At 38.2% G+C, this 16,121-nt stretch carries 14 protein-coding genes; 3 read left to right on the top strand and 11 right to left on the bottom strand.

Going from position 1 to position 16,121, the window contains the following annotated elements; genetic code table 11:
- A complete protein-coding gene (locus Q1K34_RS04220; RefSeq protein ID WP_300434936.1) occupies window positions 1-1,641 on the top strand; it encodes a glycoside hydrolase family 32 protein in 1,641 nt (546 codons plus the stop codon).
- Between the two features lie 181 nt (window positions 1,642-1,822).
- On the top strand, window positions 1,823-2,725 hold the full coding sequence (locus Q1K34_RS04215; protein WP_300434933.1) for a PfkB family carbohydrate kinase: 903 nt from the start codon (window positions 1,823-1,825) through the stop codon (window positions 2,723-2,725).
- 153 nt (window positions 2,726-2,878) lie between these two features.
- On the opposite strand, the gene Q1K34_RS04210 is transcribed toward Q1K34_RS04215, so the two are convergent.
- Entirely contained in the window at window positions 2,879-4,279 is a 1,401-nt protein-coding gene (locus Q1K34_RS04210; protein ID WP_300434930.1) for a glycosyltransferase family 2 protein, read from the bottom strand.
- Between the two features lie 192 nt (window positions 4,280-4,471).
- On the bottom strand, window positions 4,472-4,990 hold the full coding sequence (locus tag Q1K34_RS04205) for a DUF4494 domain-containing protein (protein WP_300434927.1): 519 nt from the start codon (window positions 4,988-4,990) through the stop codon (window positions 4,472-4,474).
- A 253-nt stretch (window positions 4,991-5,243) separates the two neighbouring features.
- Here Q1K34_RS04205 and Q1K34_RS04200 point away from each other — a divergent pair, with 253 nt between their 5' ends.
- Complete coding sequence (locus Q1K34_RS04200; protein WP_300434925.1) at window positions 5,244-5,549, top strand: hypothetical protein; 306 nt, start codon at window positions 5,244-5,246, stop codon at window positions 5,547-5,549.
- Window positions 5,550-5,574: 25 nt separating this feature from the next.
- Here Q1K34_RS04200 and Q1K34_RS04195 read toward each other — a convergent pair whose 3' ends face one another.
- From Q1K34_RS04195 to Q1K34_RS04155, 9 genes are all read right to left on the bottom strand, one after another.
- A complete protein-coding gene (locus Q1K34_RS04195; protein ID WP_300434923.1) occupies window positions 5,575-7,443 on the bottom strand; it encodes an adenylate/guanylate cyclase domain-containing protein in 1,869 nt (622 codons plus the stop codon).
- Window positions 7,444-7,453: 10 nt separating this feature from the next.
- Entirely contained in the window at window positions 7,454-7,921 is a 468-nt protein-coding gene (locus Q1K34_RS04190) for a hypothetical protein (protein ID WP_300434921.1), read from the bottom strand.
- 510 nt (window positions 7,922-8,431) lie between these two features.
- The gene (locus Q1K34_RS04185) at window positions 8,432-9,418 is read right to left on the bottom strand and encodes a phosphotransferase (protein WP_367183299.1); all 987 of its coding nucleotides are present in this window, start codon (window positions 9,416-9,418) and stop codon (window positions 8,432-8,434) included.
- A gap of 12 nt (window positions 9,419-9,430) precedes the next feature.
- A complete protein-coding gene (locus tag Q1K34_RS04180; protein ID WP_300434918.1) occupies window positions 9,431-10,342 on the bottom strand; it encodes a nucleoside hydrolase in 912 nt (303 codons plus the stop codon).
- 341 nt (window positions 10,343-10,683) lie between these two features.
- Complete coding sequence (locus tag Q1K34_RS04175) at window positions 10,684-11,433, bottom strand: ABC transporter ATP-binding protein (RefSeq protein ID WP_300434915.1); 750 nt, start codon at window positions 11,431-11,433, stop codon at window positions 10,684-10,686.
- Window positions 11,433-12,206, bottom strand: a complete 774-nt coding sequence (locus Q1K34_RS04170) for an ABC transporter permease (protein WP_300434912.1) — start codon at window positions 12,204-12,206, stop codon at window positions 11,433-11,435. The genes Q1K34_RS04175 and Q1K34_RS04170 overlap by 1 nt, the downstream gene beginning before the upstream one ends.
- Window positions 12,196-13,050 carry an ABC transporter permease gene (locus tag Q1K34_RS04165; protein WP_300434909.1) on the bottom strand — a complete coding sequence of 285 codons (855 nt, stop codon included), beginning with the start codon at window positions 13,048-13,050 and terminating at the stop codon, window positions 12,196-12,198. The genes Q1K34_RS04170 and Q1K34_RS04165 overlap by 11 nt, the downstream gene beginning before the upstream one ends.
- The gene (locus Q1K34_RS04160; RefSeq protein WP_300434907.1) at window positions 13,040-14,266 is read right to left on the bottom strand and encodes an ABC transporter substrate-binding protein; all 1,227 of its coding nucleotides are present in this window, start codon (window positions 14,264-14,266) and stop codon (window positions 13,040-13,042) included. The genes Q1K34_RS04165 and Q1K34_RS04160 overlap by 11 nt, the downstream gene beginning before the upstream one ends.
- A 402-nt stretch (window positions 14,267-14,668) precedes the next feature.
- Window positions 14,669-16,111 carry a SusD/RagB family nutrient-binding outer membrane lipoprotein gene (locus tag Q1K34_RS04155; RefSeq protein WP_300434905.1) on the bottom strand — a complete coding sequence of 481 codons (1,443 nt, stop codon included), beginning with the start codon at window positions 16,109-16,111 and terminating at the stop codon, window positions 14,669-14,671.
- Between the last annotated feature and the right edge of the window lie 10 nt (window positions 16,112-16,121).

Here is a 16,121-nt window from a genome sequence, read left to right as displayed (position 1 = left end):
ATGAAAAAATACCTTTTATCTTTTATATGTTTCGGAATCTTTATTTTTTCTATTCTTTCCTGCAAGAATAACGAGCAGGAAACGAATGATTCCAAAGAAGGGCAAATAGCAGAAGTTCAAACCGATGAGGATTTTAGGCCAAACTTCCATTTTACTCCTGAAAAGAACTGGATGAACGATCCAAATGGGATGTTCTATCTCAATGGCACTTACCATCTGTATTTCCAATATTATCCTAAAGATAACGTTTGGGGACCCATGCATTGGGGACATGCGACCAGTAAAGACATGATTACTTGGGAAGAGCAGGAAATTGCCCTGTATCCAGATGAAAAAGGCTATATTTTTTCGGGTAGTGCAGTGGTAGATAAAAAAAATACTTCAGGTTTTGGCGAGGAAGGAAAAACTCCCGTAGTGGCAATCTTTACATATCACGATCCAATTGGAGAGGAAGAAGAACGGGAAGATTACCAATCGCAGGCAATAGCCTATAGCCTGGATGAGGGTTATAGCTGGATCAAATATGAAGGGAATCCCGTCATCCCCAATCCCGGCATCAAGGATTTTAGAGACCCGAAGGTAACCTGGGATGATATTCACAAGCAATGGCTTATGGCGCTTGCTACCCGGGAGAAAACACTTTTTTATACTTCACAGAACTTAAAAGAATGGACAAAGGTTTCAGAATTTGGTGAAGGAACTGGTGCTCATAATGGCGTTTGGGAATGTCCGGATTTTTTTCCAATGCAGGTGGAAGGGAGCGACCAAACCAAATGGGTATTAATACAAAGCCTGAATCCCGGTGGTTATAATGGTGGCTCTGGAACACAGTATTTTATTGGTGATTTTGACGGAAAGACTTTTACACCGGAAGAAAACATGAAAGACCTGGAAGAAAAGCATAATTTCTGGATAGACTTTGGAAGGGATAATTATGCAGGAGTTACCTGGGCAAATATACCCGCTGAGGATGGCCGTAAACTTTTTATGGGGTGGATGTCTAACTGGCTCTATGCACAGGAAGTTCCTACGGAAACCTGGCGTAGTGCCATGACGGTGGCCAGGGAATTGAAATTAATAAAAGAAGGTGATCGCTATTTAATTACTTCAAGACCGGTAGAAGAATTAGATAAATATCGCGCTGCTGAGGTAATAAAAAAGGAAGTCAATATCAACGGGAATACTACAGTGCTTAACTCGGAAAATATAGATCTGGGAAAGGCAGAGATCAGTTTTACTATAAATGACCTTCAGGAAATCACTTATAATTTCAGACTTTCTAATAAAGCCGGTGAAGAATTCATCGTATCTTACGATCACGCCCAGAAAAAATTCAGCGTGAATAGGTCCCATTCCGGACAAACAGATTTTTCAGATAAATTCGCTTCAGAAATTTCTACCGCACCACGCATTTCAGATTCAGAGGATCTCAAAGCCACTTTTATATTAGATAAGACATCTATTGAAATGTTCTTTGATGATGGAAAAACAGTAATGACCGAGATATTCTTTCCGAATCAACCATGGGAAGCATTTAGTTTTAGCGGACTGGAGGATTTTACTGTGAAAAATTTTAAAGCCTACGAACTGAAGTTTAATAAGCAGAGGAAAAAAGACGCTGAATCGAAAGGGGAGCGCTAGTTTAAAATTTAATTGTTTGTCCGTAAAGTTTCCTAAACCAAAAAATGACGTCATTCTGAACTTGTTTCAGAATCTCATTTTGATTTAAATCAATGCTATATTGAGACCCTGAAATGAATTCAGGGTGACGAAAGAAACTTGTAGGACAGAAAACGGATATTAGCAAATTTAATTTCAATATATGAGTAAAAAAATAAAAGCGGTTTGTTTTGGAGAGATCCTGTATGATGTTTTTCCGGATATGGAGAGAATAGGCGGTGCGCCGCTGAATGTAGCGAGCAGGCTTAGTAGTATGGGTATAGAAACCGAAATGATAAGCAGGATTGGCGTGGATAAAAAAGGAGAGAAATTACTTAATTATCTTAGTTCAAGAAATATCGAAAAAGGGAATATTATTAAGGATGAAAATCATCCTACCGGGATGGTAGATGTAAGACTTTCTGCCAGCGGCTCAGCCACCTATGAAATTAACTATCCATCTGCCTGGGATAAAATTGAGATTACTAATACGATGATCACTTCTGTAAAAAATGCAGATGCTTTTATCTTTGGAAGTCTGGTATGCCGTGATGAGGTTAGTCGAAATACTCTTTTTGAATTAATTCCAAAGGCAAAATTCAGGGTGCTGGATTTCAACCTTCGACCACCTCATTATTCAAAAGAACTCCTTATGGAGCTTATGCAACATGCTGAATTCATTAAATTGAATGATGATGAGCTTTTTGAGATTGCCGCAATGATGGGTTCTGAATATACTTCGCTGGAACAGAATCTTCTTTTTATTGCTGTAAAATCTAATGCAGCACAAATTTGTGTTACCAAAGGCAGGCATGGAGCGGTATTATTGCATGATAAAAAGCTGTATTATAATTCGGGTTATAAGGTTAACGTAAAAGATACGGTAGGTGCAGGGGATTCATTTTTAGGAACTTTGCTGGCCAAACTATTACTGGGAGAGAAACCTCAACAGGCATTGGACAAAGCATGCGCTGTTGGTGCATTGGTAGCCGCTAAGGAAGGAGCAAATCCCGAAATTTCAGAAGAACTCCTGAATGCTTTTATGGATCCGAAAAGATCCCGGTAAAAGAGATCTGATGTCAGCCTGATATATAAGAAATTTATTAGAGAATTTTTTAGTTTTATCTATACGGGAGTGGTATAAATTATACCTGCTAGGAAAACAAACACCGTTTCAATAATTTATTGAAACGGTGTTTTTGTTTTTTGATTTTCCAACTTATTTCTGACTCAATTCGCGGGTTAACCATCCGCTTTTACTTGCCGTGGCAATCGCATAAGGTGTGATCCAGAACAACCCAAAAGTATAAAGTATACTATACGAATATGCCCAAAAAGATTCTGTAGACTTATATTTTTTTGCATAAAACAAAGCTGGAAAGCTGGACAGAATAAAGATGCTCAACAAAGTAGAACTTACGAAAAGTATAGGATGAGAAATAACAAAGAATAACATCAGGAAAATCAATGGATAGCTCATGATGATCTTCAAAAACTGATTAACGAATAATAGACGGGTTCCTATTTTTGATCCTTCTCTAAAATTCGAGAATACATATTTAGACATCACAATGTTCTCACGCACATTACTTCTTCCCCAACGAATAAACATTTTATACAGGCCTTTGTATTTCTCGGGAACGTTGGTGTAAGCATAGGCATTACGCTGAAAAAGCACGTGTTTTCCCTGTTTTAAGATCATATTGGTCATGGCCCGGTCTTCACCAATATCAGATGGTTTTCCCATAAAGGTCTGATTGATCCATTGAGGCAGGCATTCAAAAACAGAAGTCCTCCGATAGGCTGCCAGTGCTCCAGGAGTACATAATACAGATTCCAGGGTGCTTTCCGCAGATCTTACGAATTCAAAGCTCAATACAAAACTTACATTAAGCATTTTTGGAAGCAGCGCCTTTTTATTGTTCAGGACTCGAATATTACCGGCAACGGCACCACACTTCTCATTTACCACAAAGGGGCTTACCAGGTTTCTCAAGGTATCCGGCTTTACTACAGAATCACTGTCTACGGTTACAAAAACATCTCCTGTACCCAGATTGAAACCGCGGTAGAGCGCATGACGTTTTCCTTTATTTTCTGGTTGCTGGTAAATCGCCACCCGATCGCCCAGAATTTTCCTGGCCTCCTGCATCCAATGCCAGGTATCATCTTTACTACCATCATCTATAGCTAATAACTGAAGTTTTTCCTTCGGGAAATCACTAGCCGCCAGACTCATTAAAGTATCATATACCTGCCTGCCTTCATTATAGGCTGGAACTATAACCGTAGAAGTTGGTAATTCTTCATCGGTAACCGATTTCACGGGCTTGTAACGAAAATAAAGGTACAGGTTATAAATAAAGAAACCTGCACGATATAAAAATAACGCCCCTGCGATAATCACAAAGATTAATCCCCAGGTAGTACTCATTCTTTCCATATTATAGGCGGAAAAGTCGCTTTGAAGGTTGAATACTAAAAAAGCAGCCCCAATCATTAGAATAAAGGTGCTTAATAAAACGACAATCCCCCATATATTCTTTGGTTCTTTTATAGTTGATGCAGAAGTATTAGTTTCTGTAGGTTCAATTTCAAAATTTTTCAAATCTGATCTCATATTTCCTGATTAAATTAAATCCTTTAGTGTAGGGCACTAGCAAGTCGTGTGCCAGTGATAAATTTGGCTAGTAATGAGGTTCTTAGAAAGGTTTTTAACTCTCAGGCTGTGGAATATTTCTGCATTTATTCCACTAGTGGAGAATAATCCCCAATAGTGGGGTTGCTGGAGATATTTTTGGAGCTTTTATATTCACATGGTTTCGGTTTCTTCTAAAACTTCTTCCTCAGAAGTTTCAGAATCTTTTATTGTAGCAAATTTTTCAGCTTCTTCTTCGTCTCCAGAGAAATAAGGAAACACATCCAAAATAGGCGATTCTGTGATCGCAGGAATAGTATAATCCCCGGTAGTACCCTGTAAAGCCTGTTCCGTATTCTCAAATGCTTCTTTTACATTATTGGCCTGAATAAGCATATAAAGATTGGATTTCCTTTCTTTACCACTCTCTTCATCGTAAGAAATAAGTGAAATTTTGGATTTGAACCAACGATCGGAATTTTCAAAAGGATGCACCTCAGAGAAATTCGCGACTTTTATATTGGTGATTTTGAATTCCTCACTGGTGTAGGCAGCCATTTCTTCGGTGATCCTTGATTCTGCTTCCGTATATGAAACAGCATCAAGTAGATAGTTTTCTGTAGTTATTTTGCTTTCACCTGTTTCGTGAGTTTTTCTATATTTTACTTTGCATTCATACCATATAACGCTCATATCTTCTTTTTTTGGGAGGCCAAATATAGATTTTAAAAAAATTCAGAAAAGAGAGAATGAAAATAGATATCCACAAATTCATCCTGATTCAATAAACTACAATTTCGAAGTGGAGAAAAATCCTTCACAATGACCGGTTAGCATAATTTATAGCCCTCTCAATAGTATTTTACGATTTTGATATGTTAGACCAGGTTAGGTATTCTTTTATTTCTAAATGAGTAAACAGTAGTCTTTTGCAAATAAAATTTTCATGGATTTTCATTCAAAAATTAAGATAAAATGTTTAAATTCCCCGTCCAAATTAGATCTTAACGTACTCGATGCACACCCTACCCCGCATTTAGAGATTAAGTCCATAAATAAAACTATTATGAATAAAGCGAGGATTATGGGGATAGGTGCTGTTATCAGCGGAATTTTGATTGGTTACTTTTTCACAAGAACTGATGTTCATCTACTATCTGGAATTCTTATAGGTCTTGGAATTGGCTGGTTAATTACCGGAAAATTTATTATAGATGGCAAATCTGGAAAATCAAGGTTAAGAAACAGATAAATTAATCTTGTATCTGTAAAATTAGTTAACCGGTATTTTTCGAAAAATTTATTTCAGACTGGGAAATTTCATGCAAAAATCCCTCTACATAATACATTTTAAGTATTCTTCCATTTTTTACTTCTACTTCACCGCGATATTCACATTCAAATTTATCTTTTATTAGGTCGTAGGTATTTTCAGAAATATTTATCCTGCCTATATCTGAATGAGATTCCATTCTTGCAGCAATATTTACCGTATCCCCCCATATATCGTATGCAAACTTTTTAGTGCCAACGACCCCTGCAACAACCGGCCCGGAATTTAAACCAATACGAACGTCAAAATCTGCATCATCATACAGGGAATTTTCTTTGGTATCCTTAACAAATTGAGTCATTTCAAAGGCAGCCTGTACTATATTAATTGCATGATTAGGATTGGTAAAAGGTAAGCCGCTTGCCGCCATATAGCTATCACCTATAGTTTTTATTTTTTCTATATTGTATTTCTCCATGATCTTATCAAATTGGGAGAAGTAATAATCTATTGTTTTTATAAGCCTTTCTGGAGGAAGTTTTTCAGCAATTTGGGTGAACCTTTTAAAATCTGCAAATAGTACTGTAACCGATTCAAATTTCTTAGCTCTAACCTTACCATTTTTCTTTAATTCTTTAGCAGTTTCTTCCGGAAGGATATTAAGTAATAGGCGATCTGAGCGATTTCTTTCTTTTTCAATAATAGCGCTGGTACGCTTAATAAATCGGTTCCTTCGATAAAGTCCAAAAGCAAGTAAAAAAATTAAAAAAGCGGCTACACCAACCGATATATTTACCAGCTGCTGATTTTTTCTTTGTTCATGGAGCAGGTCCACTTCGGCTTGCTTTTGGGCTACCTCATAATCTGCCCGCAGTCCAGCCATGTTTTGGGCGGTAGAAACATTTAGTATACTGTCCCTGTATAAAATATACTCCTTGTAGGATTCATATGCCTCCGGTATTTTTCCAGTTTTTTCATAGATCTTTGACAATTTGAAATTTGCTTCCCTAATCTCATTTTTAAAACCATAACTTTTGGCTAAATCCCTGCTGAGACTGGCAAATTCTATGGCGATTGAATCCTCATCCTTTTCTACATAAATATCAGACATCCCGTTTAAGAACTCACAAATTGGAGAATAATCTCCATGTCTTTCCAGCGCCTGGATGGCTGTTTTAATATTTTCTTCGGCCTCTGCATTTCGCCCTAATTTGGCATAAGCAAGACCCAATGTACCCGAGCAATAAGCGAGTCCCAGGTCAAACTTTAATTTTCGGAAAATTCCCTGGGATTCCTCTAAATAAGAAATAGCTTTATCAATATCATTATGTTTGAGGTATTCATCTCCTGTATTGAAAATTACAGATCCAAGACTAAGGGAGTCATCTGCTTTTCTGAAAATGTCTATGGCCTCATTATAGTAGCTTATTGATCTATTGTGATTTTTTGTTAGGGAATACACATCACCAAGAGTTACCTTTATTAAAGCCAATTCTTTTGGTGTCTGTGCTATGGAAGCTGCCTTGAAATAACTTTCCAGGGCTTCGCTAAAATCACCTCTTGTTGCAAGAGCATTTCCTTTTTGTAACAGCGCAGAATATATATAGCTAGTGGAATCCTTTTTTTTAGCCAGTATTAAAAGTTCCTGGGAAAATTGTAATTTTTTGTATGGGGCAACGCTGTTTTCGGCCAGACCTTTTAAAGTCTCTAAATCTTGTTTATTACTTCCCCCTGAATTATAGATTTTTTCCAAACTGTCTGCTATAGCCTGGTTTTGGGCATCTAAAAAATTTGTTGCTGAAACAATAAAAAACCACAGGAACAAACAGCTCCTGCTATTAAAAATCCAGATACAAATCCAGTTTAATTGCATACGATATAATTCACTCTGAAGGGATTAGCTTAAGCTTAGGGTCAATTGTGTAATTTTCCCAGGTATTACTATTTTGCTTTTTCACCATAAACTCTAAAGAATATTTTTCTATATCATTTACCCTCCCAGAATCTATGACACCTTTTATTCTGCCGCTCCTTTCCAGGATAGAGTCTTTTTTGAAAAACCTGGTACCGTTATCATGTTTAAATTTTACCAGTTTTGCAGAACCGCTACTGCCGTCTTTACGCTTTATTTTCCATTTGATTTCATCCCCCATTTGAACTTCAGTAAGAAAATCTTCATTACTAATGGTTGAGGGCTGACCAAAACTGCAGGTTTTATCTAAATTGTTCTGATTTATACTGTCGGTTTCTACTGTTAATATGATATCGATTTTTTTCCCCTGCGCATTTGAATAGGTAGAAATTAGAAGTGAACTGATTAACAGCATGGCAAACGTGATCCTTAATCCCATAATTTTTTTGATTTATTTAGTTGGTAAAAAAAGTAGGGTCAAAAAGTCTGATGTTGAAAATCAGAAAGTGTAGAAGGGTTCTTGTTCTTATGTTTTAACGACCTTTAACCTAAAGATCTTCATAAGCTGTGATAAAGATAGAAAATATATTTAAATAATTGTAAATCAGTTTAATATAGAGTAAAAAATTGGATGAAAAAACGAACCATTAGGTTTTCGAAACTCTATTTAAATTTATCGTTGAGCACCTAAATTTTAGGAACTCGCCATTGAAATGTGTTTTTATAGAAAACTTGTTTAGCTCAAACAGCCTAAAATTTCACGGTGCTTACACTTCACATTTTACGATAAATTTTCGATTGGCCGGGAAAATGGAAGCTCTTAAAATAAGTATTTAACTTTATGATTACTAATTTCAGAAATATGTCAATGGTAATTTATATCAGCATCTCATTCTAATATTTCTAACCAATTCATTTGCATAGACCCTGAAACAAGTCCAGGGTGACGTTAACTGCTCAGAATTGCTTCCCTGGATTCTCCCAATAACGCCTTTCTTTTCTCCAGTCCTATTTCCAGGGGTAATTGCGCCAGGCCTAAAATCCTTCTTAGAATTTCCACTGCGGTGAATTTTTTCCGAAGATTCTCATCTAAAGGTGCAATCTCCAGATAGGTTTGTAGAGCTTTTTTAACAAGTTGTTCCGGTTGATCAGCCATTTTTAGATGGGCAATAGTAACTCCTATTTCAAATTCAGGCTGCCCAAAATGACCAAATTCGGGATCTATTATTTTTACGCCGTCTTTGGTTTTCAACCAGCTTCCGGGAAAATAATCCCCGTGCAGCAGGCTGTTTCCATCTTCCAGATATAGATCGCCAAGCACTTTTAATTCTTTCTTGAGTATTTCATCCCGCTTATATTTTTCAGCCTCTTCCTGTAAGCCTGGTAAAATATCATCCAGGTTCAAACCATTATCTTCCATATACGGATATTGAAAAATATGCTCGTGGTTAAGCTTTCTCATTTCCCTGTTTCTTAAAGGAGTATGAGTATTAGCAACAGTAACTCCGGTATGCAATTTTGCAGCAAATTCCATGATTACCTGCAATTCATCTTCGGCAATCTCTTTAGCTATTTGATATAAAAAGCTATAGTCTGCGCCTACTCCCAGGTCTTCCATGGCCAGAACATGGTTTTCTTTATCCAGACCCAGAATTGCGGGGGTCATGCCATTAAGTTTCACTTCGCTTTCAATGAGCTTGTAGAATTCGGCTTCCCGTAACACGCGTTCTTCTGGTGCGGCAACCTGCGGATATTTCTTCACAAATTCCCGACTTTGCTTGATAATAAAGCTACGTGAACCGGTATTTATCCGCAAGGTGAAATTCATATTTCCCTCACCGGGTATTTCTACAGCTTCAATACTTTCAGCGGATTTTAGCCATCCCTGATCTTTTAAATACTTTTCTAGCTCTTTTTTGTCTGATGTTAACTTCAAAATTGTGCTATTTTAGGTTAAACTATCCATTAATTTCTGGTGGTAATCTTCCACCACATCATAGCAGTAGGTAACCGGAAACCCATCTGATTTATCACAGATCAGGTACTGCTTAAAATGTTTTTTGTCATTTTCAGCAATAGTATCGTCCGGGTGAATTTCGAGGTGGGCATTTAAGTCTTCTGAAATAATATCTTCGGGAGCAATGATATAATGGCTTGCCAAAACATCGAAGGGATTAAATCCGTCGGCGCCCAAACCTATCCATTGTTCCAGCCAGGCTTCAGAAGCTTCTGAAATCCATTGGTTACCGGCATCGCCTTTCGCTAAAATATCCAGGTCTTCTTTTTTAACCCAAACCTTACTGGAAATCTCAAACGGACAAAGAACAACTTTCACTCCGTGCTCAAACATAATTCTGAAAGCATCATTGTCCAGATCAAAATTAAGGTCTCTGGCATACACACCTTTGTTTCCAATCCCAAAATGATCGGTATGTTTTCTTCTGCCGGCTACCAAAACCACTTCTTCTATTTGATCCTTTAATTCCGGGTATTTTAAAAGCAGGATGCCCATATCGGTCGCCGGGCCAATGGCCATAATGGTCATTTTCTCCTTCCTTAAAGCTTCAGCCAGTGCTTCCACTGCTTCATTGGACGTTAAATCCTGAAGTTTTATCGCTTCTCCTGCACCCTTATAAACCGGAATATCAACTTCGGAAAATTCAGTTATTTTCTGGGATAGGGGAAAGGAGTTCTCGATAAGCGTATTGCCAAAAACGGCACTGATGCCTTTAATTTCAATATTATCAGCTTTCATAAGCTGAAGTACCGCAAATCCATCATCAACATCACAATAACCTTCCCGTTGATGCCTTTTCATTCCTACCGAAAGATCGGTATCTATCCAAACCTGTTTTTTCATTTTTTTATATTTTTTGGCCATCAATTTTTAAAATTATGGACCCGTTTATTAAATAAGGAAGTTTTAAAAGTAGCTGCACGTCATCCTGCACTTGTTTCAGAATCTTTAAAATTAGAAGCTGAAATTGAGCATAATTTACTCACTCCTTTAAAACATTCGCTTTGCTCAAAATATATTTCGAGGTAATTTTATGATTTTTCATTTTTTGCCTGTCAAAAAAGTGAACCAAAAAAAGATAGGTGCAAAAAATCTTTTTCTCATCAGGTTTAACTTGTCACACTGCGCTTGTCACACTGAGCTTGTCGAAGTGTGCTTATAAAGTTCTTGATGACTTTTATTTACTACAAACCACTCATTTCTGTTCCTGTTCTTATTTTTAGATTATCCCAGAATTCAATTTCATTTTGTACACCAGTTTCGGGATCGTTCACAAAATCTGTCTTATTTTTATATACTTTCAGCATTCCTTCACGCATATACCCAATTTGATCTCCCATTAATACAGCTTCTTTTAGATCGTGGGTTACAAAGAGGGAGGTGATCTTAAATTCGGCACTTAGCTTTTTAAACAATACCTGCATTCTCTGGCGCGTTCCTGAGTCCAGACTTCCAAAAGGTTCGTCTAAAAGTAGTAGCGACGGATTGGTAATAATGGCCCTTCCAAAAGAAACCCGCTGCCGCTGACCGCCAGATAACTGATTGGGCATTTTCAAGGCCTGTTTTTCCAGTTCCAGGCTATGTATCATATTATTTACGCGAATTTTAATTTCACTTTCACTAATCTTTTTCAGCCTTAGACCAAAAGCAATATTTTCAAAAGCGTTTAAATGCGGAAAAAGCAAATCTTCCTGGTAGAGATACACGATATTTCGCTTTTCGGGCTTCTGCATCGTAATATCTTCCCCGTTCAACATAATCCTGCCCGAGTCCGGCTTTACGAGTCCGCTAATGGTTTTAAGCATGGTAGTTTTACCGCAGCCCGATTTTCCCAGGATACTCAGGGTATGCTGAGGATCCAGGCTGAAATTCAGGTCTTTTACCACCTTTTCTTTCTGAAAACTTTTAAAAACTCTTTCTACTTCTAAAAACATTACACCAGATTTTTAAACACGTACCGCTTGTTAAGATATAATAAAACCACGGGCGGAAAAATAAGCAAACAGCAACTTAAAGCGCCGTAATAATTATTGGATTCCTTGATAAACAGGAAAACCTTAATGGTCAGGGTCTGTACTTTTCCAATACCGATAATTGAAGTTAATCCATATTCAAACCAGGAAATCAAAAAGGTCTGGAAAAAGCAGATGAGCAGCATACTTTTGGCCAGTGGCAGCAATACTTTTATAAATGTTTGGCGCCTGTTCCCGCCCAGGGTTGCCACGAGATCTTCGTAATGCCGAATTTTTTTGTTCCAGAAACTGCTGAAAAAGATCATAGCATAAGGGAAACCGATTAAAAACTGGGCGATGATCACACCGCCAATATTTCCGAAGAGTCCCATTTTAATAAAGAAAAAGCTCAGGCAGGCAGCAAAAACCACTGGTGCCAGGATATAGGGGAAATAGGTGAGCAGATTCAGGTATTTTCTCTTCGGGTGGTAATACACACTACGACTTATAAAAAAGCCGGAAAATGTGGAAACTATACCAACCGAGAGGGAAATAAATAATGATTGAAAAAAGCTTTCCAGTAGTCCGGTTTCAGAATTAAGGATGGTTTTCCAGTTTTTGAGTCCGATATAATTGGGCATGAGATCGGGGAAACGCCAGTCGGTCGCCAGTGAAAGCAAAACCATATAGATAAAGGGGAAAAGTACCAATATCACTAAAAAGCTTAATACAAAAGTTTTCCAGTTAAGTCTCATGGGCGATACCTTTTTTGGGTAAAAACAATAAAATTGCCGAGATACTCACCACGATGGTATAGATTACTGCTACCACATAACCTTCAGAAATTTGGCTGAGATCAAACTGTTTAATTTCCCTGATAATTAATACGGAAAGCATTTGCGGTGATTCCTGACCTAAAATTAGCGGAATTTCATAGGCTCCCAATAGAAAAATAAAATATAATACAATTAAAATCGAGGTCTTTTTCAGCAGAATGGGCAGAAAAACTTTGGTGGTCACCTGGTTCTTTTTAGCGCCGAGTGATTGTGCCAGAACGCCCAGATCCTCCAGCCTTTCATTCTTATAGACATTTAGAAAAAGTAACACGAAAAATGGCATTACCATGGTGATAAAAGCCAAAATGATCCCAATGGCATAGGTGTCGTTAACCAGATCGGGAAATTGCCGCGCTTCAGAAATCAGTCCTAATTGATAGGAAAGCCTGGCGAAAAATCCGCCACGGGAAAGTAATTGAAAAGTGAAAAAACCAGCTACAACTCCTGGTATTGCCAAAGGAAGGTACATAACAAAAGAAAGAAAGCGTTTGTCCAGGCTTTCCTTGAATTTCAGGGTGATCCAAAGGGCACCACTTACAGAAAGTACGGTAGAAACCAAGGCAATAAGTGCGCTGTACCCAAAAGAAGATAGAAATTCCCCGGAGCTAAAAACACTTTCCCAGAATTTCAGCGTAAAACCGTCGTTAAACACTCCCAGGATTCCAAAACTGTATAATAAAGCATAGATAAATGCCGCCGCAAAGGGAATCACCCCAATGAGGATAAAAAACAGGATGCCAATATTGGAGGTTTTACTGTTCAATTACTTTGGTTCTAAAATCTTCATACAAACGAATCATATATTCCGGGGCTGGCTCGGCAATGGCGTATGCTTCCAGGTCTTTCATTTTCAGGCCATATTCACGTTCTTGCGCATTTTCAAATTTTTGTTTCCATTTTTCGGGAAGCCTGCTAATTTCCAGTACCGTATTGGCATCCATCCCATCTGCATTAGCCTTGAGATATTGTGCTTCCGGGGAGATAAGAAAGTTGATTACCTGCATCGCTCCGGCTTTGTTCGAGGCATTATCCAAAATCCCAAGATAATTGGCATTTTTAATGGTACCGTTGTCCCAGGCGTAAGCAATGGTAGATTTGGGATATAAGCCACTTTTTACTTTTTCCTCAATGCCACCTTCGCTAAATCCGCAGGCGATTGCCAGTTCTCCATTGGCGAACAACTGACTCATTTTGGACTGTTCCTTCGGAAAAGTTTCGCCTTCTTTCCAGAAATATTGCTTATTCCGGTTAAGATATTCCCAAAGCTGACTAGATAATTCAAGATATTTCTCCTCTTTAAATTCTCCATCCAGGCTGTTGGGGCCGCCACCAATTTCTGCAAGGAAACTTTTAAGTAATGTCATTCCCGTAAAATCATTCGAAATGGTAAAAGTTCCCGGATATTCCTTGACATAAGCTTCCAGTTCTTCCAGGTTCGAGGGCGGTTCCTGTATTTTGGCTGAATTAGCTACCATGGCAAACTGCCCAATACTCCATGGTGCTTCCATATAATTCACCGGTTGTTGAAAATCGGTATTAATATAGGGATCTGAAAAATCAATATATTCTGCGTTTGGAAGTTGCTTAACAAAAGGGCCATAAAGGCCTTTGATCTTTCTAAGCTGAAAAAAGGTCTCCCCATTGATCCAAACCATATCTACCTGACTTCTGGTCACACCGGCTTCCTTTTCGCCCATTACCAGTTGAACGATCTCGGGGCCCTGCCCGCCACTAATTTCAAGATTAATGTTGTAATTTTCCTTCACCGTGGGGATTACATAATTATTGATATAATTGTTGATCACCGGGCTTCCCTGCCACATCATAAAATTTACGGTGGTACCATCTGCTTTTTCTTCAATTTCTTCCCAGGAAGCTTTTTGCAGGTCGTCTTCTTTTTTTGATTCGGAACCACAGCTAGCCAATAGCAGTGAAAAACCTAACATTAAAAAGACTTGCTGAATTTGTTTCAATTTCATAAAAACTGAATTTATATTATTTCAATTTGTTTTCGTCACCCTGAATTTATTTCAGGGTCTCAATATAGCTTTGATTTACTCTCAAATGAGATTCTGAAAGGAGTTCAGAATGACGTTTTTTATCATTGTGGTGTTCCAGTTTTGCTAATGCAAAATCAAAACCGCGATTCCCTGGCTAAATTTCCTCCAGGGCTTAAAAAATTTTTGACGCCAGGGAATCGCTACACTTGCAAAAAAGAACAGAAGTGAAATATTTTTACTCTTTACTAAAGTTAGCTTTTGTGCTATTTAATAATTCATTTCTATCTATTTCAATTTGGTTTCGTCACCCTGAGCGCAGTCGAAGGCTTATTAAGACATCTCGACTGCGCTCGAGGTGACCTTTTTGCGTTTAATTATATACTACATTTCCCACCAGCCTTCGCTGTTGATGTTATCTCCACCTATACGCTCTGCAGCCTCCTCATAATTCGTTCTATTGGTCGCCTGTTCAGATTCCGGGTAAAGATAACGCACAGGATAGCGATCATCATTCAAATTATCTGGGCCCGGATTAAGATTTGGAATTCCCGTTCTACGCACGTTAAACCAAGCTTCATGTCCATTATTAATTAGACTCAGCCATTTTTGAGTTAGAATCTTAGTGAGATTATCTTCACCAAGTGCGATTGCATCCCTGTTAAAATAATCTTCTGGCACTTCTACATCAAAATAGTCAAAACTGGCTCTGATTGCTTCTTTATAATAAGGTTCAGGATCCTGAGTTATAAAACCGCGTTCTGCAGCTTCTGCCAGAGCAAATTGAACTTCAGCATATTGCATATACTGCCCGTTCACAGCATCGGGGACATCACGAAACATGGCGCCAAAAAGGGAAATATCGTTTAGGTTAATGCCTTTTGAACTAATGGTCTCCCGACTTTGCCCGTTCAATAATCCTTTATATTGAGGATTTCCATCATTTACACTTTTTTGGGTGGGTTTGTAAAGTACTTCAACACGGGGATCGTTCCATAGCGTAAGAACCGAATCTACCGTTTTTGTCATACGATGTTCCTGGTATAATCCAAGACCTGAAAGAAACATCGGCCACTGGTTTGGTGCCGTGCTCAGGTAAGGAACGACGGCATTCTGTGAGTTTGATTGTATCAGTTTGCCTGAATCTGCCAGTTCCTGAATTTCAGAATAATCGCTCAACCTTTTACTAATTCTCATCAGGTAGCGCAATCTAAGAGAATTGGCAAAGCGCACCCATTTGTCCAGATCATTCTGAAACATTACGTCACCTTTAATGGTAGCGGAAGTATTCTCCAGGGTGGTGGCAGATCTTTTCAGCACTGCCAGAATTCCTGTTTCAGGATTGGTATAGATACTTTCCTGGGTGTCATATTTTGGAGTGTAATTCCCGTCCAGGGCCTGAATAGCTTCGGTATAGGGTACATCCCCCCACATATCGGTTAACTGGGAGAACAGATAACTTCTTAAAATATCACCCACGGCAGCATAAGCTTCGTTGGAGGCCGGCAGGTCTTTCATACTGCGAATATCTGATTGTAACCTGAATATGTTGTTCCAGTAACCACTGTTAGACCCCATTTCATAGCGATCTATTCGTTCAAATTCTACACTGGCCGAGAATTGATCGAGGTAATTCGCCAGGCGGAATCCCTGGTCATAAGTGTTCATATTCGCCTGAACAGAAATTACATTCGCCAGCAGGAACTGTGGATCTACATTTTCCGGTGAATTTGGATTTGTATTAATCTCTTCAAAATCATTGGTGCAGCTAAATAGTACTAAGCTGAAAATGCTACATCCAAGTATAATTGATTTTATGTTTTTCATGTTAGTATGT

The organism is Christiangramia sp., from assembly GCF_029937855.1.
Taxonomy (GTDB): domain Bacteria; phylum Bacteroidota; class Bacteroidia; order Flavobacteriales; family Flavobacteriaceae; genus Christiangramia.
The sequence above is the reverse complement of the archived record's forward strand: the minus strand, read 5'-3'. Positions and strand labels throughout refer to the sequence as shown.